Below are 20,088 nucleotides of genomic sequence, written 5' to 3'. Positions count from 1 at the left end.
AGAGCAGGAGGCAGCTTCACCTGTTTCCTGAATGCCTGGGTGTCGCGGCCGACCATGCCAGCCGGCGAAATTCCTGCGGCGCCACTTCCGTCGCCTTTCGGAACGTGCGGGCGAAATTCGCGGGGGCCGAATAGCCGAGCGCGGTCGAGATTTCGGTTATCGACGCCCTGGTGCCTTCCAGCAGTTCCTTGGCACGTTGAATGCGGATCGCATTCGTGAGCGCCCGGAAATCAACCCCTTCCCGATTGAGTTCGCGCTGCACCGAGCGGACGCTCATATCGAGCGCCTGCGCCGTGCTGTCGAGCGACACGGCCCCCGCGAGCACCTGGGCCCATATGTGCGCGACGACCACATTCACGAAGCTGTCGAGATCCGCAGGCGCAAATCGGCTGCGGGCGACGTCCTCGAGCGTGATCGGGTGCACGCGCGGCCGGCGTCGTGCAGGGTGATCCAGCACGTGGGCCTCGAAGAGGATCGAAACGCTGGCGGCGTCGAACGTCACGGGGCAACCAAACGTATCTTCGAACGGCGTCGATATGCGCGGGCGGGGAATGTCCAGCTCGATCATTTGCGGCGTCCAGTCAGACGACAGATAGGACCGGAACAGGCTGAGCATCGAGCCCGCATTGCCGATGGCGACATGGGAGTAGCCCGGCATTCCGCGCGCGGCGCTGACATAGCGCAGCCGCCCCTCGGGGCCGCTGGCGGAGAGCGTGATCCGGTCGCCGCTGCAATGATAGCCGAGGGAAGTCGCGGCGCGGGCGATGGCGTCCTGCAGCGTGTCCCCCGCCAGAACGTATTCCCCCCACTGCCCAAGGTCGGAAACGGACAAATATGGCGCCAGGATGAGGCCGAAGTTCGCCTCGCCCGCACTTCGCTCCACCGCGTCGCAGAAGGTCGTCATGATGGCCTGAGGAATGAAGCAGTCGAGGGTCTCGATCATCTCCATGTCGAGCATCGTCGCCTGGTTGGCGTGCCTCAGAACGTTCGCTCCGAAAGCGGCGCGCACGAAGGCCGACACGCCGGTCATGGCCGTCGCCGAGATCATGGATGGCACATTGCCCTCGGCGCTTCGCAAAAGGGGCTCAGCCGCGGGCGCCAGATGTGGGGCAGGTTGAAAATCCGCAGTCATACTGTCTAACCGTGTGGCGCCACGCACAGCCTACTTATGCAAGAATCACTCGCTAGCTTCACCGAGCCGCTCCGGCCGATGTTGATATGCATCTGGGCGTTTCTTGGGTTGCCTCTCGCGTATTGCCTGCGCCTGTCCCGACAGGTCTGCCACATGCCGGGCAGATCTTCAAACGCGCCGATCGGGGCCGGCGCCCGAACTGGACCCGCCACACCGCGATCGACCACCACAATGTAAAATATGCGTGTTTGCTCCCTTTGATGCACCGCACATGTAACAGTGGGATCACATATGCCCACCCGACGTTACGGCGGTCGCCGGCGCGTGCTGTGAAGCTCTTTCCCGCCCTCATCGCGCGAAAGGCGAGCATGCCCCGATGTCATTCCAGAAATGACGGCGACTTCGACCCACGCGGCAACCCTCCCGAAACGCGACGGGCCGTCGTGAAATGAGTGGCTAGCGAATCCAGCCGCTGCTTAGGCTCGCATGAGGCGCATGCTTGACGGAGCGCGAGTTCATTTGTTGCGTCATAAAGAACTTGAGCAGGGTGTGAAAGGGCAGGCGCGTGAGAGGTGGACCATGCTGGCCGAGGTTTCCCAACGGCAGCCATCAGATGATACGAAAAGGCGGTGATCTCAACCTCGTGTTCGACGACATTACCGGGCACATCTTCGACCTTCCGATCATAGATACCCCACATGGCGTTGGGCGGGGCCAGATCGCGGTCTCGGACATGCTGGCAAGAACTGCCTCAATAGGCAGCTCACAGGGATCTCCGGCAGCGCTTTCGATCCTCCATTCTGTCGCCCGAGAACGACTGCGCCTTCCTGGAACCGCGACAGTATTCGCGGCCAATGCCGGCGTCATCGGCCCGTTAAATCGATTATGGTCTGGATCAGTTCCCATACGGCATATCCCTAGATGGAAGACGTAAGCGCTATGAGACCGGACACGGCGGATTCAGCTGCCGCTCCGGTGTCCGAAATCGCATCCCCCTGTGCAGCCGTCTCGATCAAGCTGACCTCCGATCAGCGCAGCACAGTGGGAGGCAGGCCATTCCTCTGTTCAATTGGGCAGCGCTCGACAACACAAGACGGCGCGAAAAAGCACGCTCTGCTGATAGGAGGGACACACGGTTGAACGAACAGATCCAATCCCTGATCGACACAGTCGATGTCGCAAACGACGAGCGAACGGTCAAAATCGCTCTGAAGAATTATGCCGTCTCGTGTGGCTTCGAGCGCTTCGCATATCTCCAGATTGCTGCGTCTGACATCAAGACTTTCAACAGTTATCCGTCGGAATGGGAAGGCATCTATCTCCGCAATAGATATTCAGTGATCGATCCGGTCGTCACCCAAGCAAAGCGCCGAATGGCGATGTTCGACTGGTCAGCGGAGGGGTGGGCGAAACATGACGAGTCCCGTGAACTTAAGCGCTTCCGGTCGGAGGCGATGGATTTTGGCATTCGGTCCGGCATTACGACGGCCGTTCGTGGCAGTTTCCAGTCCACCTTGATGTTGACCTTGGCGTCCTCACGTCCGCGGACGGATTCTTCGTTTGCACGCGATGCGGAAGGCGCGGTGCGGGCTGCCTTGTGTACCTACTATCGATTGAAGGTGCTGGCACAGCGCCCAGCCCACGTGCTCGACTTCGGCCTGTCGCCGAAGGAGCTTGTTTGCCTCCGATGGGCGGCAAAGGGCAAATCGATGCAGGACATCGCCGATCTGACAAATGTGCAGCACCGTACAGTGCAACACTATCTTGACAATGTGCGCGGCAAGCTCGACGCTGCAAACTTGGTCCAGGCGGTTGCTATCGCCAAGGATCACGGGCTCCTTGGACCCGAGTGACCGCCACCGTTCAATCGGTCGGCACGTTCGGGATATAACCGAGCAGATTCAGCATGTAGGATAGGACCTCCTGCTGGGCCGCGGTGGCTTGCTGCCTGTCGAGGCAGTGAGCGCGCAATGCTTCAGCATGTTCCTGCGGAACCGAGGGGCTTGTGGCCGCGCGCTGCCATTCCTCGTGGAGCAATTGGTCCGATTCCAGAAGACATCGATGCTCCCGGATCGCGTCGATGACCAGGCGCTCCAGCATCGTCTTGTCCACGGATGCGAGATAGTCCCGAAGAACCTCTCCACATTTCGCCTCGCTGGAAAGGTCCGAATCCGACATCGCCACCAAGCAAAGTTAGTCCGCGGTGCGCCCCCGCCGACGACAATCCTTTGAACCCAAGCCGGGGGTTAGAAAACCGTGCATAGACGGCCCCTATGACCTTTAGTACCGAGGCACCTGGACATGCGTCACAGGCCCCCGGCCAATGGCCAGAGGATCCGGTGCCGCAACAGCCGGCACCAACCGCTATGCAAGGGGTTTCTAAGCCCCCGGGCGGCGCGTACCGCCCTGCGTCTCTTATAGAGATGGAGGCTGCCGCGTTCTAGCCACGACCATCGCGTGGAGGGCATTGGTCACGAGAATTGCTCGACGACCCCATGAGAAGCAGCCCATTTATGTGGACGTGGCTCTGCCTGTGGTGTCAGCGTTGATGAGGCCTCAGGTAGCGTCCATGTCGCGTTGCCGCGCCGATCTGCGCCTCAGGGCGAGCGCCCGCCGATTTTTGATAGATCGACGCGCGTCTCCGCCTTGTTGGGATCGGAATCGCCACCTCGTCCAGGCGTTGGCGGCTCGACGGGTCCCGCGTCGCCATTCGAATCACCTGCGCCGGAGCGCGGCACCGCGAGCTTCGTCTCGCCGGGGTCCGGCTCGGTGAAGACGTACGTGCCTTCGAAGTACCCGCTCTTCCACGCATCGATCGCATCGTCGAAGGCCTCCTCGCGCGCACTGCCGTACCATTTCGTGACGATGCGATAGACCTTGGCGAACATTCCGGTACCCATCCGAATGTTCGCGCAGGCATCGAGCAGATCTGGCTTGAGTTCCGCCGCGTCGGACATCCCGAGACCGGCAGGATATTGTGTGATGCCGACGCGAACGGCCGCTTTGCCAACATATTGTCGCACCAGCTCCATTGCGGCGTCGGGCGACGAAGGCCTCAGCACCAACACGACGCGGGTGCCGGATCGGACAGTGATCGCCAGAGGGTCCGAAGATCCTGCCTGCTCGACGAATTTCTCGACGATGGCAGGCTTCAGGCCGGGATCGGCGCAAGCCTGGATGAGGGCGGCGTCCACCATCGGCAGATCTCCAGTCTATGTGTTGAAGGCCATGATGAGCCGCAGGCGAAAGAGCTTCGCCCATGCGATCATGCTCGACCGCTGGATCGCCGAGATCGACGAGCCGGCCGTCCACCAGGCGTTGCTGATTCCGACGACGAGATCGGGAGCGCCCAGCATCGATTGCAGGACAGGCCAGACCAGAAGTTGCTCGTAGCAGATCAGCGGCACGATCCGCGTCGATTCCACGATGGCGGCGGGATCGGCGAGGAGACGAGCGCGGGCGCCTCCCGGCTCACCAATCCAGCTCCGCCATGGCTGCCACATGGAGACCGGGACGGGCATGCGCTCGCGATAGAAAACCCTTGCCGCCGCGGCGGAGACCTCCACCATGACGTTGTCATAGCCGTCCCGGTCGATGACGACCACACCAGCGATCACCGTCATGTCGAGCGCGCGCAGTTCATGCCGCCAGAACAGTTCGAGGGTGGGTGTCCACAGACCGAGCGCACTCTCCGGGAGAACCGCCACCCGAGCCCCTTCGGCTGCGGCACGACGGACCTTGCGTGCAAGATCGCGCTGCCGCTCCAATGTGGCGTCACGACCGAGGGTCTGCCCCAGCTCCAGGTTGACGCTCGTCCACCCCGCGGGCTCGGCGGGCGACGTCCATGATGCCGCGGACCATGACCAGAATCCGGCGACGATGATCGCGGCCAGCGGCCAGCGCCGCGTCGTCAGGACGATGAGCAGAGACACCGTGGCCGCAAGCCCCCACCAACCCCATCCAGGAAAAAGAACACCGGCAGCCGTCACGGGCTGCGCCCAGCCGGTGATCCCGAAGGGCGGAATCGCCATCAGCAAGGTTGCGCTCAGAAAGCGGATGCCCTTTCCCGGTCCGGTGTGCTTGGTCCAGAGCACGGTCTGGACCAGCACGAAGCAAGTCGACGCACCGAACCAAAGCAGGGCTCCGAGCCAGAGATCGGAGGCGAAGTAGGTCGCCACCCCGTGGGGAAGGCCGCGGGAGGCGGCAAGGAAATAGCCCGCCGAGAGTAGCGCCGCCGTCGATCGCGACGGTGCCGCCGACCACAGTGCCGGGAACAACAGCGCGACCGGCAAGGTGAGAACGTGACCGCTCCAGCCCACGGCGCCGGCACCGATGGCGGCGAGCACGAGAACCGGGGCGTGCCAACGATCAGGGATCGACGGTGAAGACGGGACGGGCAAGGCCGAGCACGCCGTCGATCGGCACTGGGCCGAAATATCGTGAGTCATAGGATCCCGCGAAGGAGGAATGGAGGAAGATCTGTCCGGCCGGCACCACTCCTCCGGCGAACGGGACGAGCGGACGCCCCGCGGCGTCGGAGGCACGGAGTACGGAACCGGCGAGACGCTCGTCGTCGATCCGAACGTCCGCACCGACCTCAATGCGCTGGCCGGACAACGCCGCGACGGACTTGATGAGCGGCCCGACGCCGCCTGGACAGAGGCCGCGCCGGAGGTAGCCACGCGCGAAGGCCAGCTCGAATTCCGGCGTCCGCGGCGGACAGACGAAGATCAGTTCGCCTCGCGCGAGCGGGCGGGCCAAAGGCACGATCCGCCACAGCCCGAGCGGCTCGCTCGGGGTCGTGTTGATCCGCAGACCGCCCCATCCGCCCATGGCGGCGGTCCCGATGAGGAGAGCGGCACCCCCGGCCAGCACGATGAATGGTCGCCGGCAGGTCACGGCTTCATCACCCGGCTCTGTTGCTGCGAGAGGCGCTGGTCCTCTGCCTGCTTCATCCGCGCCGCGGTCCGCTCGTGAGCCGCGAGTTGCTGCGCGGCACGCAGGAGCGGCCAGGCCTCTCGCAGCCTCGTACGGTTGGGGCCGCGTAATCCTTCCGCCGCCTTCGCGAACACACCACCACCGGGTTCGCGGGCGGCATTGACCAACAGGGTTCGCTCGCCGAAGCGATCAGAGACGGCCTTTCCGAACGCATCGATCTCGGCCTTGATCTCGCGGTTGCTGACCGCAAATCCGACTGCCGCCGGCAAGTCGTTGCGGTCGATGGCATCACGGACCTTATCGAGTACACCGCGCGCCTCCGGAGACAGTGCCGGGATGTCGATCGACTTCCGCTGGCGGAGCTTCCGTTCGTCCCTCTCGATCATATCGACAGCCTGCTGGCGAACCCGCAGATAGCTCTCGATGTCCCGGATCAGAGCGGACACGTTGAGCTCGGCGACGCGACGGTCATTCTTGTCCTTCGCGCCCGCGAGAAGCCCCGTCCGACCTTTGAGCGGGCCGAGCGAAGCCGGAGCCCGGCCCAAGGCATCGAGCGTCTCCTTGGCCGCCGTCGGATCGGTGAGGATCGCGCCGAAGTTCATCGCCCGGAAGGCCGTCTCGGGGTCCGCGAACACCATGCGGAAACGCGAGGACACGTTCTCCCACTGCTTCGACACGGCCGAATCAAGCTGGAGCTTTTGCTTGACCTTGTCCTCGAGCGATGTCGGAAAGACGGTGATGCCGGCGACCATTGGTGGGGTCTCCTCTCTGACGACGGGAGTGCGGGATTGCGCTGGCCGAAGGCGCTCGCCGAGCGCGCGCAGGCGCGCCGCCAACTCAACGAACCGGCCCTTCTGGCGCAACGTCCAATGGAGCCGGTCGCGGACCAGCGTGCGGGCCACGCTGACGATGTTCAGGCCACGGTTCTCAGCGAAACGCAGCGCCTGGCGGTAGAGGCTGCCGCGCTCATAGTCGAGCGTCGATTCCTTGGCATTGCGCCGCGCTAGGATCGCGACGAGCCCACCGGCCTTGGCGAAGGAACGGCGCCCGTAGTGGACCGTGAGGTCCTCGCGGTGTCGGGTCATCGCAACATAGGTGAGATGACGATCGAGCGAGAGCGAGGCCAGCACCTTCACCCGGTCGACGGTTGCCCCTTGCGACTTGTGGATCGTGGTCGCATAGCCGTGGTCGACGTGCGCGTAGAAGCGCTGCTCCACGGTCACACGCCGTCGGTTTTCGCCTTCGCCAATCTCGGCGACGATCCGACCCAGACCGGCCTCGACGAGCCGGCCGATCATGCCGTTCTTCACGCCGAGCGCCCCTTCGTTGCGCAGGAAGACGATCTGATCGCCGGCAGCGAACCGGCGCGGCCCGTCCTCGGTGCGGAAGTCGCAGCCCTCCCCAACGAGCCCGCGCTCGACGAGCTTTGCCCGCGCCAGCTCATTCAGCTGGCGCACGTCGCGGCGCAGATGAGCGAGGATCAGGCTCGTCTTGCTCGGGTCGTAGTCGCGGTTCCACTCGGTGATCAGATTGGCGATCGCGTCGACCTTCAACTGCGATCCGACAACCTTGCCTTGAGCCTGATAGGCGGCGATCGCGGCCCCGACGCGACCGCGTGCAAGGTCGAGCGACGCAACGCGCATCCACGCCTCTTGCTGGCGATAGATGGTTTCGAGCTCGGCATAGCCGACGCGATCGACAATCGCCCGGAACGCGGCGCCAGCTTCGATCGGCTGCAGCTGTTCCGGATCGCCGACCAGGACCAGCTTCGCGCCGGACGTCATCACTGCCTCGACGAACAATGCCATCTGCCGGGAGGCCACCATTCCCGCCTCGTCGAGCACGAAGACGGTCTTCTGGTCGAGGGTGTCGCGCCCTTCCTTCCAGCGCAGCTCCCATGAGGCGAGCGTGCGCGAAAGGATGCCGGCCTCCTTCTCAAGACCTTCGGCCGCCTTGCCGGCGAGCGCGCCACCAACAACCCGATAACCGGCCGCCTCCCAGACTTCGCGCGCGGCATTCATCATGGTGGTCTTGCCGGCGCCGGCACGGCCCACGACCGCCGCGATCCGCTCCGCACCAACGAGATGTTCGATCGCCGCGTTCTGTTCACCGGACAGCCGTGGGTGACGATCAAGGGTCGACGCCAGCGTCTCCATTCGAAGGCCATGCGAGGATCGACCGGCGAGCCAGATCGAGCGGTTCGCCATCTCGGCCTCGAGCCGGATGAGCTCGCGCGTTGTGTAGCGGGCGCGCAGGCACTCGCCGGTGGAGAAGTCGACGCTGTCGCGATCGATCCGCAGCACCTGCGGACTCTGGACGATGCGCGCCATGATCGACTGGAACGTCGCTGCATCGTCGATGTAGCGGTGCAGGATCTTCGCAATGTCGCGCTCATCGAAAACGCTCTTCTCCCAGCTGATCATATCGATGACGATCTCGGGCCGGCGCTGGATCCGCTTGCAATTGTCCTGTCTGGTCTCCTCGAACTGCTCAAGGCGCTCGAGCTTCGGCGACCAGCTCCGTTCCTTCGCCTTGCGGTCGATCGCCTTCGCACTGACGCCGATGTGGATCGTCGGCTCGACCTCGAACCCCTGCTTCTTGAAAGAGCGGCCATCAATGGTCAGGTCGAGGCCGGCGAGCGCCAGATGACGGTTCTGGCAGGAGAACCAGCCATCACGGAAGGCGTTGAAATCAGCAGCATCGCCCGCCCACAGCTTGTAGGTGATCTTGCCGTCGGCGTTGCGCACCGGCGCGCCGTTTACGTCGACAACGGCGATCTTCTTTGCCCCGAATCCCCCTTCGGTCAGCGGCCGCAACGTCATCATCAGATGGACATGCGGATTGCCCGGCGCATCGTGATAGACCCAATCGGCCACCATGCCATTTTCCAGGATGTGCCGATCGACGAACTCGCGCATGAGCGCGATGTTCTGCGTGGCGTTCAGCTCCAGCGGCAGGGCGATCGTCACGTCCTTTGCCAGCTGAGCGTCGGAGCGTTTCTCGAAAGCTTCGACCTTATTCCAGAAGGCCTCCGCCGCGCCCGCCACCGAGCGGTCGGCGATGAGCGCGCGGAGCCATGGCGGTGCGCCGGCCGGAAGGACGAATTCCTCATGAAGAAGGCCCTGTTTGGCGGTGTAGTCGACGATGCGGGCCTCGCGGTCGTAGTCCATCCGGGCGCAGTGCCGATACGCCGCGGACAGTACCGCGCTACGGCCGTTGCCGCGGCTGACGATGCTGACGGAGAAGTGGGGGATGGCCACGGCGAGGAAGGCTCCAGAGCAACGACAGTGCCGTCCGTCGGGAGCAGGTCAGGGACCACGGGCGCCCTGCGCAAGGGCGTCGCGGTAGCGACGTATAATTGCGCCCTTGGACCGCTCCTTCGGAACGGTCGGGATCATCGCCTGCGGCGTCGGCTCCGCCGACTGTAGAATTAACGGGGGTGCGCTTCGCGCATCCTCCCTCGATCCTTGGCGCGTCCGAAGCTGAGCTTCGCCCAGGGAGATACGATCGGAATGAAGAAGCCGTCATCGAAGATCAGGGAAGAGATCGCTCGCCTGCAGGAGCAGTTGAAGTCGGCCGAAACGCGGGAGGCCGAGAGGATTGGCCGCGTGGCGCTGAAAGCCGGGCTCGGCGAGATCGAGATCGAGGAGACCGAGCTCCAGGCGGCATTCGAAGAGCTGGCCGGGCGGTTTCGGGGCAGGAAGAAAGGCACGGCCGGCAAGATCAGCGTCGGCGGCGACACCCAGGAGGCCGGAGCTGCCGCGAAGGTCGAAACTGGCGCGGTTGCGGGCAGCGCTGGCGAGGCTTGAGCGGATGAAGCGGACGACCTCGACCGACGCCCGAAAGCAGGACACCCGTGAGAAGATCGAGCTCGGCGGCCTGATCGTGAAGGCGGGCCTGCGCTATGAGAAACGCGCGTTGCTGCTCGGCCTGCTGATCGATGCAAGTCGCCGCCTCGGCGCCGATGAGTCCGAGCGAACGCGCCTGACCAAGATCGGCGCGGAGGCCTTTGGCAATGACCGCGACTAGGATCGCTCTCACAATGGGGCCGGCCGCGCTGATGCTGGGCCTGTGTATCGCGACCATCGGGATGGAAGCAGGGTTGTCCAAGTTCGGATCGACGCCAAGCATGAGCCTGTTGCTCGGCCGGATCGGCATCGCGGCGCCCTACGCCCTGGCCGGAGCGATCGGCGTGATCTTCCTGTTCGCATCGGCCGGCGCGGCGGCGATCAAGGCGGTCGGGCGCAGCGTCTCGCTCGGCGCGCTCGCCGTGATCCTGATCGCGGTCTGGCGCGAGACCGACCGTCTGCTTTCCATCGCCGGCATGGTGCCGGCGGGTGGGCGCCTTCTCGCCTACGTCGACCCCTCGACGATCGCTGGCGCAATGGTCGCAGCGATTGCCGGCGTCTACGGACTCCGCGTCGCCATGAAGGGCAATGCGGCCTTCGCTGCGCCTGTGCCGCGCCGCATCCGCGGCAAGCGCGCAATCCACGGCGAGAGCGACTGGATGGCGATGAACGAGGCCGAGCGTCTGTTCCCGGACTCGGGGAACATCGTCATCGGCGAGCGCTATCGCGTCGATCGCGGCGGCGCCAGCGGCCGGGCCTTTCGTGCCGATGACAAGGAAACCTGGGGGGTGGGCGGCCGCGCACCCCTGCTCTGCTTCGACGGCTCGTTCGGATCGTCCCACGGCATCGTGTTCGCGGGCTCTGGCGGCTTCAAGACGACTTCGGTAACGGTGCCGACGGCGCTCAAGTGGGGCGGTGGCCTCATCGTGCTGGATCCTTCCAACGAGGTCGCACCGATGGTGACGCGGCATCGCCGCGCCGCCGGCCGCCAGGTCCATGTGCTCGATCCCCGCTCGACCGGGATCGGCTTCAACGTCCTCGACTGGATCGGCCAGCACGGCGCGACGAAGGAAGAGGATATCGCCGCCGTCGCCTCATGGATCATCACCGACAATCCGCGCCAGGGCTCGGCGCGCGACGACTTCTTTCGCAGCGCCGCGCTGCAGCTCCTGACGGCGCTCATCGCCGACGTCTGCCTGTCCGGTCATACGGAAAGGCACGACCAGCATCTGCGGCAGGTTCGTGCCAATCTCTCCGAGCCGGAGCCGAAGCTGCGCGAGCGGCTTCAGGCGATCTACGACAAGTCGTCCTCGGACTTCGTGAAGGAGAACGTCGCGCCGTTCATCGCCATGACACCGGAGACGTTCTCCGGCGTCTATGCCAATGCGGTGAAGGAGACGCATTGGCTATCCTACCTGAACTACGCGGCGCTGGTCTCGGGGGCGAGCTTCACCACGGCGGATATTGCCGAGGGCGCAACCGACGTTTTCATCAACCTCGACCTCAAGGTAATGGAGACCCATCCGGGCCTCGCCCGCGTCATCATCGGCGCACTGATGAACGCCCTCTACAATCGCAACGGGGAGGTGAAGGGACGGACGTTGTTCCTGCTCGACGAGGTGGCGCGTCTCGGTTTCCTGCGCATCCTGGAGACTGCCCGCGACGCCGGCCGCAAGTACGGCATCACCATGACGCTGCTCTTCCAGTCGATCGGCCAGATGCGCGAGGCCTATGGTGGCCGCGACGCCACCTCGAAATGGTTCGAGAGCGCATCGTGGATCTCGTTCGCGGCGATCAACGATCCGGAGACCGCCGACTACATTTCGAAGCGCTGCGGCGACACGACGGTTGAGGTCGACCAGACCAGCCGTTCGTCCCAGATGTCGGGATCGTCGCGCACACGCTCCAAGCAGCTGGCGTGCCGGCCGCTGATCCTGCCGCACGAGGTGCTGCGCATGCGCGCCGACGAGCAGATCGTGTTCACGGCCGGCAATGCGCCGTTGCGCTGCGGCCGCGCCATCTGGTTTAGGCGGGACGATATGAAGGCCGGTGTCGACGCCAATCGCTTCCACCGGACGGAGGCCGTAGAGTGAAGCTCCTTGACCGTGTCGCGGGCCGGTCGATCCTGCCGCCTCATCCCGCCAGAGGATCGTCACCGAAAGGCGGAGACTGCCTGCGGGCTCCGTGAGCGAAGCGAACAGAGCCGTCCGCCGCAGGCGGCTCGCCCAGCATCTCCTGCTGCCGCTGCTGAAGTGACGTGAGGCAGGCTGGGCAAAGCCGCGCGCCCTATCGCGCGCAGGCCATGACGAACCGGAGGACTTCCTGATCGGTGACGCCCCCTGATTTCATCGTACCGCTCCATCCGAATCCCAGCTGCCCACCTTGAAACGATCGCCTGCTTTGATCCAGATGGAGCCTGATTCCGCCGGGCGAGTTCATCTCCATGGTTTCAATCGCCGGCAACTGCAACTGCCTGTGAAGGCGGACCGCTATTGGGAGTGAATGTACATGTCCAATGAGCACGCCTCGTCGCTCGTAGCTTCCACAGCCATTGCGCAGGGAGCCGGCCCGGCCCCCGGGCGAAAGCCGAATATCGTCTTTATTCTGGCCGACAATTTCGGCTGGGGTGATTTCGGCGCCTATGGTGGCCAGGTCGCGACGCCGCGGATCGACGGCTTGGCTACCGATGGCATGCGGTTCACCAACTATAGCGTCGAGTGCCAGTGCACGCCGAGCCGCTCGGCGATTCTCTCGGGTCGATATCCCGTCCGCACCGGCAATATGCGCGTCCCGTTCCCAGGCGAAGGCCAGATGGGCCTCGCGCCATGGGAATACACCCTGCCCAAGCTTCTCTCCGACGCGGGCTACGCGACGGCGCTCTATGGCAAATGGCATGTCGGGAACACGCCGGGCCGAATGCCCTCCGACCAAGGTTTCGATGAGTGGTGGGGCATACTGAACTCGTCGGATGAAGCGGCCTATGCAGAGTCGCCGCTCTTTCGGTCACTGGGATATCCGGCACCGCACATCTGGGAGGGTCAGCGAGGATCGGCGTCCCGCCCGGTCGAGCCCTTTACGCTCGAGCTGAAGGCGCACATGGACGAACGGATCGTCGGCCACGGTACCGACTTCATCCGGCGGCAGGCGGCCGACGGGTCCAAGCCATTCTTCCTCTATCTTGGCATGACGCTCGTCCATCCGCCCGTCACGGTGCATCCGGCGTTCCTCCGCGGCTCGCCGGACCGCCAGGGAATTTACGCGGATTGCATCGCGGAGATTGATTTCCGCGTCGGACAAGTGCTCGACGCCATCCGGGAGGCGGGGATCGAAAATGACACCATTGTCGTCTTCAGCAGCGACAACACCGCCGACGCCCCGGCCGGTGGCGGCGGCGGATCGAACGGCCCGTGGCGAGGCAATTTCTTCACGCCCCCCTTCGAAGGCAGTTACCGGACCGCCGCGATGATCCGCTGGCCGGGAAGCATCCCGCGCGGCGTGGTTTCAAACGAGATGCTGACCTCGGTCGACTGGATGCCGACGCTGGCCGGCCTGGCCGGTGAGAGCGGGCGCATGCCGACAGACCGTCCAATCGACGGCATCGACGCGTCCGAGTTCATGCTCGGGCAAAGGCCGACTTCCGGCCGCGAGAGCCTGATGTATTTCGGGCCGGACGGAGAGCTCATGTCCGTCAAGTGGCGCAACCTGAAGGCCGTATTCCGCTACGCTGAAGGGATCACCCGGCCTGTCGTCACGCCATACTTCCCGATCCTGTACGATCTCAGCAGCGATCCCGGCGAACAGGTGAATCTCTTTGAAACCAATATGGGCATGGCTTGGGTGATCGCTCCCATCGAGGGCGTCGTCTCGGAGTACCGGCGGTCTCTCGAGCGCTATCCGAACATCCCGCTCGGTGCGGACTTCGAAGGCTATCAGTGAGCCGCGGAGAGCCAGCCGCAGGACAGCCGCCGCAGGGATTATCGCCATGACAGAGCTCCCGGAGCCCAATCCGCGATTCGACGCCAGCCCCTCGGTGAGTAACCACTTCGCCTGGCTTCGCTCGGTCCTGGCGCTTGAGCGCACGATGATGGCGTGGCTGCGAACCGCAGCCTCACTGATCAGCTTCGGGTTCGCGATCGTCCAGTTCTTCGCCCGATTTGGACACATGCCCGGAGTGCACGAGGCCCATATTCCACGCGCCCCGGAATATCTGGGCTTGGCTCTGATCGGGTGCGGCGTACTCGCGCTTCTCGCTTCGTTGTGGCGATATCATTGGACTCGGCGCTACCTTTCGCAGGGCCCATTCGCCCCGATAGCCGGAACCAGGACAGATGAGCTGCGATCCCCGGTCGTGTGGCTTGCCATTCTCCTGGCCGGCGTCGGGGTGTTCGCCTTTGTCTCTGTACTGCTGGACCTTGTTCCAGCAGGCCATTGAAGAAGGAACGCACGCAGCCTTGAGAGGGCCCTCGGCACCGTTGTTGCGGGCAATCCCTTTGCCAACTGAGGCCACGCCAGCTTAATCGGGCTGGCGGACCACGCAACGAAATCCGAGATGCCCCGTAGAGGTATCAATGGCTTCGGCCTGGCGAGCGGCCGGACGATAGCGGCGGCAGTAATTCGGCGCACACAGGTAAGAACCGCCCTTCACCACCTTGCGCGGGATATTGATCAACGGCTGGTTGGGATCGTAGCTCCCCTCTTCGCTGCCGCCCCGCGGGTTTTCTGGCACGCAGCAGGCTTTCGGCGCATCGGACTGATGTTTTGCGGAATACCAATCCGTCGTCCATTCCCAGACATTGCCGATCATGTCGAAGAGACCATAACGGTTCGCCGGGAAAGCCGTGACCGGCGACGTTCGCTCATATCCGTCTTCGACCAGATTCTGTCTCGGAAAGTTCCCTTGCCAGGTGTTGGCCATGTGCTTGCCGCCGGGGGTCAGTTCGTCGCCCCAGGAATATTCGGCACCGTCGAGACCGCCGCGCGCCGCGAATTCCCATTCGGTTTCGGTCGGCAGATCCTTCCCGGCCCAAGTGGCATAAGCCAGCGCGTCGGCAAATGACACGTGCACGACGGGATGATTGTCGAGGACGTTGATATTCGTCCTCGGACCGCCGGGATGGCGCCAGTCCGCGCCCTTCATGAAATTCCACCATTCTCCCCAATGGCGCAGATCGACCGCCCGCGCCGGCGGCGTGAAGACCAATGAGCCAGCATACAACATATGAGGCGGGGCGTCCGGATAGTCCTTCGGATCGGGCGCGATCTCTGCCGTTGTGACGTGGCCGGTCGCGCGGACGAATTCCTTGAACTGCCGGTTGGTTACCGGCGTCCGGTCCATCCAATACTCGTCAACGGTTACCCGATGGACCGGCGCTTCCTCTGGATAGTGCTGGTCCGACCCCATGCGGAACGTGCCGCCTGGAATCCGGACCATGTTCCGATGCACCGCTTGCTCGTGCGAAACTTCGACAGAAGGTCCGGTATGCCGAAAGTTTGCCATCAACAAATCCCTCTTTGCGGTGACTACTTCAGGTAGCACGCGCGCGACGAGCCGGAAAAGCGATAGCCGACCATCAAGATGGCAAACCGACCCAGTCACTCAAGCCAAGAGAAGCGTCGACCCGGTCCCCAGCTCGGCAATGGCGGCCGCGATCGACGACTGTCCGGCCTTGTGGAGGCCTGATGTCTGTGCCCCTGAACTACTCGCTCAGCCCCTGCGCATGCGAGCCGTGGCGTAAAATGCGTGGCGGACGATTCCGTCGCTTCGTACGATGTGCGGCGCGGGATGGGGCCGAAGCGACGGTTCAAAAGGGTTGAGCATTGGATGAAGTGCGTGGAAGGAGATTTGACGTGGCGGCTGAGTGCCGCGGCAGTTGTCTTCCTGGCCGTCTTTGCCGCTCAATCCGCTCGGGCCGATGAAGATGGCGTCTCCTTCTGGCTTCCCGGACAGTTCGGCAGCCTCGCGGCCGTTCCCACGACGCCCGGCTGGTCGCTCGGGTCGATCTATTATCACACGTCGGTCGGTGCTTCCGGTAGCGTTGCTGTAGCGAGAGAGAATCGGGTCGGCCGGTTCACGACGAACGCCGATGTCGGCCTGAACGCAAATCTCGACTCCCAGGCCAATCTGCTCTTCCTCGCGCCGACCTACACCTTCGCCACGCCGGTGCTTGGTGGGCAGCTCGCCGTCAGCATGACCGGTGTGTTCGGAGGATCCTCGACCAGCATCGACGGAACGCTGACGTCCGCCTTGGGTCCGCTCGCGGCTACCCGCACGGGAAGCATCTCGGATTCGGTCACGGGGGTGGGTGACCTTTATCCGATGGTGACGCTCAAGTGGAATGACGGCGTCCACAACTGGATGACCTACGCCACCGGGGATATTCCGGTCGGCGACTACAATCCGGCGCGGCTTTCCAATATCGGGATCGGTCACGGCGCGATCGACATCGGCGGAGGCTATACCTATCTCGACGCCACGACCGGACGCGAGTTTTCAGGCGTTGCGGGGTTTACCTACAATTTCGAGAATCCGGACACGCAGTATCAGAGCGGAATTGATTTCCATTTCGACTGGGGTGCATCGCAATTTCTCTCGAAGCAGCTTTTCGTCGGCCTCGTTGGATATGCCTATCAGCAGATCACTCCCGATAGCGGCCAACTGCCCGTTCTGGGATCTTTCGAGTCGCGCGTTCTGGGGGTCGGACCTCAGATTGGCTACATTTTTCCGGTCGGCAACATGCAGGGATATTTGAACCTGAAAGGCTACGGCGAGTTCGCTGCGGTCAACCGGCCCTCCGGCTGGAACGCGTGGCTGACGTTTTCGATTTCAGGGCCGCCTCCGTCAGCCACTCGGAATTAGGACGTCGACTCACTACCGCGGCGCTAGATGAGACCGCATTCGACTACCGACCCCATTCCGGACGCTTGATCGAAATGGTAACAGCGATGCAAGCAGACACCTCCGGTAGTAGTTCCAATGAAATTTGAAAAGTTCTTAGTACCGTCCGCTGAGGCTGATGTCCGACTGGAAATCGTTGCGGCAAAGCCCCTCGATGGAGGTCCGTTTCCAACGGTTGTGTTCAACCACGGGTCGACTGGTAGAGGGCAGAATAGATCACTTTATTCCAGAACGGTGGCTCCTGCCATTGTAGCAAACTACTTCGTTGACCGCGGATGGATGGTTCTCTTCCCTCAACGTCGGGGGAGAGGAAAATCAGGTGGATTTTATGGAGAAGGGCTCGCTCCAGATGGCTCTGGCTATTCTTGCGACGTCAGAATTGCGATCGCCGGTTTCGAGCGGGCGGTTGAGGATGTTGACGCTGTTGTCAGCCATCTGCGCGAGCGGTCCGACATCGACAAGGACCAACTTGTCATAGGAGGAGTTTCACGCGGCGGCATCTTGGCGATAGCATATGCGGGTATGCGACCGAACACATTCCTGGGCGCCATCAATTTTAACGGTGGTTGGCTCGGCAGAGCTTGCCCGAGCCATGAAACCGTAAATCCGAGCCTTTTCGAGCGCGGCGCTCGTGCTGGAATTTCGACCCTTTGGTTGCATGGGAGTTATGATCAATACTATCGAATAGAGCACTGTCGAGAAAATTTCGAAAGGTTTCTGTCGGCTGGCGGGCAGGGAAAATTCGTAGCAGCCCCCATGGGGCACGCGTTGATGTTCAAGCCCCCGCTATGGAAAGAGCACGTCGAACGATACTTGCATGATTTGACAGGTTGAGCCTTCATTGTCTGGCCAGCTTTTTTCACCTGCCAAACCGAAAGCTGACAGTCTGATTGCCACCCCACGGCGGTCACTCCGAATTTATGGGTTCACGACCTAGCAGATCACGGACGGGCGGGCGCCTCAAGCTCCGCTGGAGGCGTTCGCTCCCAGCCGTTGCCCGCGGCTGGTTCGCCCTCATGAAAGGGGTGGACCAGCACCACAAAGGAGGGTTTGGAGCCTATGGAGGAGACAAAGTTCGCCTCCTCACCTGAGGCGGCGCACCATCAGCCGTTCCCGAATGTCTCACGTCTGAGGCATCGCCGGAATGAATCGGTCGAACCTGATCGATTCACCGAACTCGTTGGACTGGGCTTTCGGAGGAAGCGAGACTATCTCCCATGCCCAAACCAGAGACAGGTTCGCTTCATCTGCGCCGCATCGATCCCGCCCGCAACATGGCGCGGTTCTATGTGCTCTCCTTTCAGCCCACCCTGTTCGGCGGGACGTCATTGATCCGCAACTGGGGCCGGATCGGCACGAACGGTCAGGCCATGGTGGAGACGTTCGACGAGAACGCGGCTGCCGGTGAAGCGTACGCACGGCTCGAGCGCCGAAAGCGGCGGCGGGGATACACGTCTCCGGGGGAGGAAACCTGAACCGCGGCGCGCCGCCTGAGAATTGCGGCTCAACCGTTCGCAATCAGATGGAGAGCCGACTTTCCGCCCTTCACAGCCACCACCGACAGCTTGCGATCGAACGTAGCCAGTTGGCCGCCATGCGCCTTGGCGAGTGCCAGCAGATAGGTGTCGGTGACTTGCGCCGCGGTCAGGATCTTCGCCGCATCGATGTCGGCGGATCCGACCAGGCTGATATCGTCGGGCCAGAACTGGTGCCCGGCATGGGCACGCAGCTTGCCCACGATGTCCGCCACGGCTGCCGGCGAGCCCGGCGAGTTCGGGTATTTTGGGCTGCCGATGATCCTGATAACGCCGTTCTCGGTGATTGGACTCGTTGCCCAGGAAGATCGCCCGGTGGATCCGAACCAGCGATGCGCATCCTCATGCGCGACATGGCCGGGGTCGATCAGCGCGATCAGCACATTGACATCGAGGAGGAAGGTCACGGCAGTTCGTCACGCAGCGCGTTGACGATGTCGAGCGTGACCAGAGGGCCATCGGGACGCGGCGAGAGCAAGGGAATGCCGTTGCGCTCGCCGCCGGCCGGGGGTCTGCGCAACGCACGGCGGGCCAGATCGGAAATGACCTCGCCGACGCTGCGGTGCTGCTGCCGGGCCATGGCCTTTGCGGCCACAAGGACATCGTCATCGATCGCGAGTGTCGTCCGCATGGCCGCCTCCATCGTGCGCATCAACCATCACGCATCATATAGTGCAGCATGGCGGAGCGCTCAAGGAGACGATATGGATGCAGCGGCATGCCAATTAGCTTCGCGATCGCAGGCGGCGCGCCATGGAGCGACGACATCACACCCATGCGACTTTCCGCCCGCTCCAACGGTATGTCGGTGATCGTTCCCGTCCGTGAGCCGATCACAAGAAAGGGGCCTTAGGCCCCCCGTCCACAACAGCTTGGCCGCGCTGACGGATGGAGCAGGATCAAATCAGCTGAAGGCCATACCCTTAGGTCAGCCATCAACCGTCTTTGTGCCTCGAAGCCGTTGATCTGGCTTCGGGGTGCTCGGAAAGACCCTTTCCGGCGTCCTTTTGCCGGGTCGCGGTGCTGCCGATGGAGCACCGCGACCGGTGGTTGGCCGCCTTAGCGGGACCAAATGAGGGCGTAGGCGCCCTCGTTCTCGACGAGGCTGGCGTAGATCGGAGCGGGGAAGCTTGGATCGTCGAGCTTGACCGAGTGGTACTCCCGGCCAGTCTCCTTGGCGGTCTTCTTCCAGCCAGCGCCGATCTCGATGGTGCCTGCGAGGGCGCGAAGGTCGGGCGACTTGTCGCTTTCCTTCTCGGACACGACCAGGCGGGCCTTGATGTTGAGGTTGAGGGTCTTGATAATCCCAGTGAACGAGCCGTCTTCGTTGCGGTTGAAAGTGCCGATCTGAGCCATTTTGTCTTCTCCATCTATTGTATCAGGTCGCGACCATCGCGGCCTTGATGGCGATCGGAGAACAACGGGCGACCGGCCCGCACCCGAAGGGCCGCAATGCAATGGAGGACGGCGCGGGGCCGACTTTCTTGCCTCGCGAGGAAGCCGCGCGCAGGCGTCAGCCGAGCACGGCGGGGAAGAAGGTCGGGAACGTGCTGTTGCGGGATCGAGGGCGGGCTGCGCAGCAGCCGGACCCGATGTGAGATACGCCAGAAAGAAAGGCCGCATTGGCCGCACCTCAGTCAGCGGTCTAGGGAGAAGCCCGGCTCATGACGCCGAGACCGATGCAGAGGAGGCATTACGAGGTTTGCAGCACGGGCCACATTCCAAGGCCCAAATGCTGCA

Annotated in this window: 19 protein-coding genes; 9 read left to right on the top strand and 10 right to left on the bottom strand. The window is 63.3% G+C overall.

Annotated elements, in window-relative coordinates:
- Positions 1-16 precede the first annotated feature (16 nt).
- Complete coding sequence (locus GGR25_RS23700; RefSeq protein WP_183401378.1) at positions 17-1,048, bottom strand: AraC family transcriptional regulator; 1,032 nt, start codon at positions 1,046-1,048, stop codon at positions 17-19.
- A gap of 1,220 nt (positions 1,049-2,268) precedes the next feature.
- Here GGR25_RS23700 and GGR25_RS23695 point away from each other — a divergent pair.
- A complete protein-coding gene (locus tag GGR25_RS23695) occupies positions 2,269-2,985 on the top strand; it encodes an autoinducer binding domain-containing protein (protein WP_183401377.1) in 717 nt (238 codons plus the stop codon).
- A 10-nt stretch (positions 2,986-2,995) separates the two neighbouring features.
- Here the strand turns inward: GGR25_RS23695 and GGR25_RS23690 are convergent, their stop codons facing one another.
- From GGR25_RS23690 to traA, 5 genes are all read right to left on the bottom strand, one after another.
- Positions 2,996-3,310, bottom strand: a complete 315-nt coding sequence (locus GGR25_RS23690; RefSeq protein ID WP_281378688.1) for a transcriptional repressor TraM — start codon at positions 3,308-3,310, stop codon at positions 2,996-2,998.
- Positions 3,311-3,729: 419 nt separating this feature from the next.
- Positions 3,730-4,329 (bottom strand): TraH family protein, encoded by a 600-nt coding sequence (locus tag GGR25_RS23685; RefSeq protein ID WP_183401375.1) that lies wholly within the window; start codon positions 4,327-4,329, stop codon positions 3,730-3,732.
- A gap of 15 nt (positions 4,330-4,344) precedes the next feature.
- Positions 4,345-5,580, bottom strand: coding sequence for a conjugal transfer protein TraB (locus GGR25_RS23680; RefSeq protein WP_183401374.1), 1,236 nt, complete (start codon positions 5,578-5,580; stop codon positions 4,345-4,347).
- Positions 5,501-5,965 carry a conjugative transfer signal peptidase TraF gene (traF, locus tag GGR25_RS23675; RefSeq protein WP_246410269.1) on the bottom strand — a complete coding sequence of 155 codons (465 nt, stop codon included), beginning with the start codon at positions 5,963-5,965 and terminating at the stop codon, positions 5,501-5,503. Before traF ends, GGR25_RS23680 begins: the two co-directional genes overlap by 80 nt.
- Positions 5,966-6,027: 62 nt before the next feature.
- Entirely contained in the window at positions 6,028-9,330 is a 3,303-nt protein-coding gene (gene traA, locus GGR25_RS23670; protein ID WP_183401373.1) for a Ti-type conjugative transfer relaxase TraA, read from the bottom strand.
- 252 nt (positions 9,331-9,582) lie between these two features.
- On the opposite strand from traA, the gene traC reads away from it, so the two are divergent.
- The 5 genes from traC (at position 9,583) to GGR25_RS23645 (ending at position 14,350) form a co-directional block, all read left to right on the top strand.
- Positions 9,583-9,879, top strand: a complete 297-nt coding sequence (gene traC, locus GGR25_RS23665) for a conjugal transfer protein TraC (protein ID WP_183401372.1) — start codon at positions 9,583-9,585, stop codon at positions 9,877-9,879.
- 4 nt (positions 9,880-9,883) lie between these two features.
- Entirely contained in the window at positions 9,884-10,099 is a 216-nt protein-coding gene (gene traD / locus GGR25_RS23660; RefSeq protein WP_183401371.1) for a type IV conjugative transfer system coupling protein TraD, read from the top strand.
- The gene (gene traG, locus GGR25_RS23655; RefSeq protein ID WP_183401370.1) at positions 10,086-12,011 is read left to right on the top strand and encodes a Ti-type conjugative transfer system protein TraG; all 1,926 of its coding nucleotides are present in this window, start codon (positions 10,086-10,088) and stop codon (positions 12,009-12,011) included. Before traD ends, traG begins: the two co-directional genes overlap by 14 nt.
- 415 nt (positions 12,012-12,426) lie before the next feature.
- Positions 12,427-13,854 carry an arylsulfatase gene (locus tag GGR25_RS23650; protein WP_183401369.1) on the top strand — a complete coding sequence of 476 codons (1,428 nt, stop codon included), beginning with the start codon at positions 12,427-12,429 and terminating at the stop codon, positions 13,852-13,854.
- A gap of 46 nt (positions 13,855-13,900) precedes the next feature.
- Positions 13,901-14,350, top strand: coding sequence for a YidH family protein (locus GGR25_RS23645; protein WP_183401368.1), 450 nt, complete (start codon positions 13,901-13,903; stop codon positions 14,348-14,350).
- 81 nt (positions 14,351-14,431) lie between these two features.
- Here GGR25_RS23645 and GGR25_RS23640 read toward each other — a convergent pair whose 3' ends face one another.
- Complete coding sequence (locus GGR25_RS23640) at positions 14,432-15,349, bottom strand: formylglycine-generating enzyme family protein (RefSeq protein ID WP_183401413.1); 918 nt, start codon at positions 15,347-15,349, stop codon at positions 14,432-14,434.
- Positions 15,350-15,739: 390 nt separating this feature from the next.
- On the opposite strand from GGR25_RS23640, the gene GGR25_RS23635 reads away from it, so the two are divergent.
- The 3 genes from GGR25_RS23635 to GGR25_RS23625 all read left to right on the top strand — a co-directional run bounded on the left by GGR25_RS23635 (position 15,740) and on the right by GGR25_RS23625 (position 18,288).
- Positions 15,740-16,774, top strand: coding sequence for a SphA family protein (locus tag GGR25_RS23635; RefSeq protein WP_183401412.1), 1,035 nt, complete (start codon positions 15,740-15,742; stop codon positions 16,772-16,774).
- Between the two features lie 117 nt (positions 16,775-16,891).
- Positions 16,892-17,647 (top strand): alpha/beta hydrolase family protein, encoded by a 756-nt coding sequence (locus GGR25_RS23630; protein ID WP_183401367.1) that lies wholly within the window; start codon positions 16,892-16,894, stop codon positions 17,645-17,647.
- A gap of 383 nt (positions 17,648-18,030) precedes the next feature.
- Positions 18,031-18,288: a WGR domain-containing protein gene (locus GGR25_RS23625; protein WP_183401366.1), complete on the top strand. Its 258-nt coding sequence runs from the start codon at positions 18,031-18,033 to the stop codon at positions 18,286-18,288.
- A gap of 29 nt (positions 18,289-18,317) precedes the next feature.
- Here GGR25_RS23625 and GGR25_RS23620 read toward each other — a convergent pair whose 3' ends face one another.
- From GGR25_RS23620 to GGR25_RS23610, 3 genes are all read right to left on the bottom strand, one after another.
- Positions 18,318-18,755 (bottom strand): TA system VapC family ribonuclease toxin, encoded by a 438-nt coding sequence (locus GGR25_RS23620; RefSeq protein WP_183401365.1) that lies wholly within the window; start codon positions 18,753-18,755, stop codon positions 18,318-18,320.
- Entirely contained in the window at positions 18,752-18,979 is a 228-nt protein-coding gene (locus GGR25_RS23615; RefSeq protein ID WP_183401364.1) for a ribbon-helix-helix domain-containing protein, read from the bottom strand. Before GGR25_RS23615 ends, GGR25_RS23620 begins: the two co-directional genes overlap by 4 nt.
- Positions 18,980-19,407: 428 nt before the next feature.
- Positions 19,408-19,704: a DUF736 domain-containing protein gene (locus tag GGR25_RS23610; RefSeq protein WP_183401363.1), complete on the bottom strand. Its 297-nt coding sequence runs from the start codon at positions 19,702-19,704 to the stop codon at positions 19,408-19,410.
- Positions 19,705-20,088 lie beyond the last annotated feature (384 nt).

Source organism: Kaistia hirudinis, assembly GCF_014196455.1.
GTDB classification, from domain to species: Bacteria; Pseudomonadota; Alphaproteobacteria; order Rhizobiales; family Kaistiaceae; genus Kaistia; species Kaistia hirudinis.
This window is presented reverse-complemented; position numbering and strand designations above follow the sequence as displayed.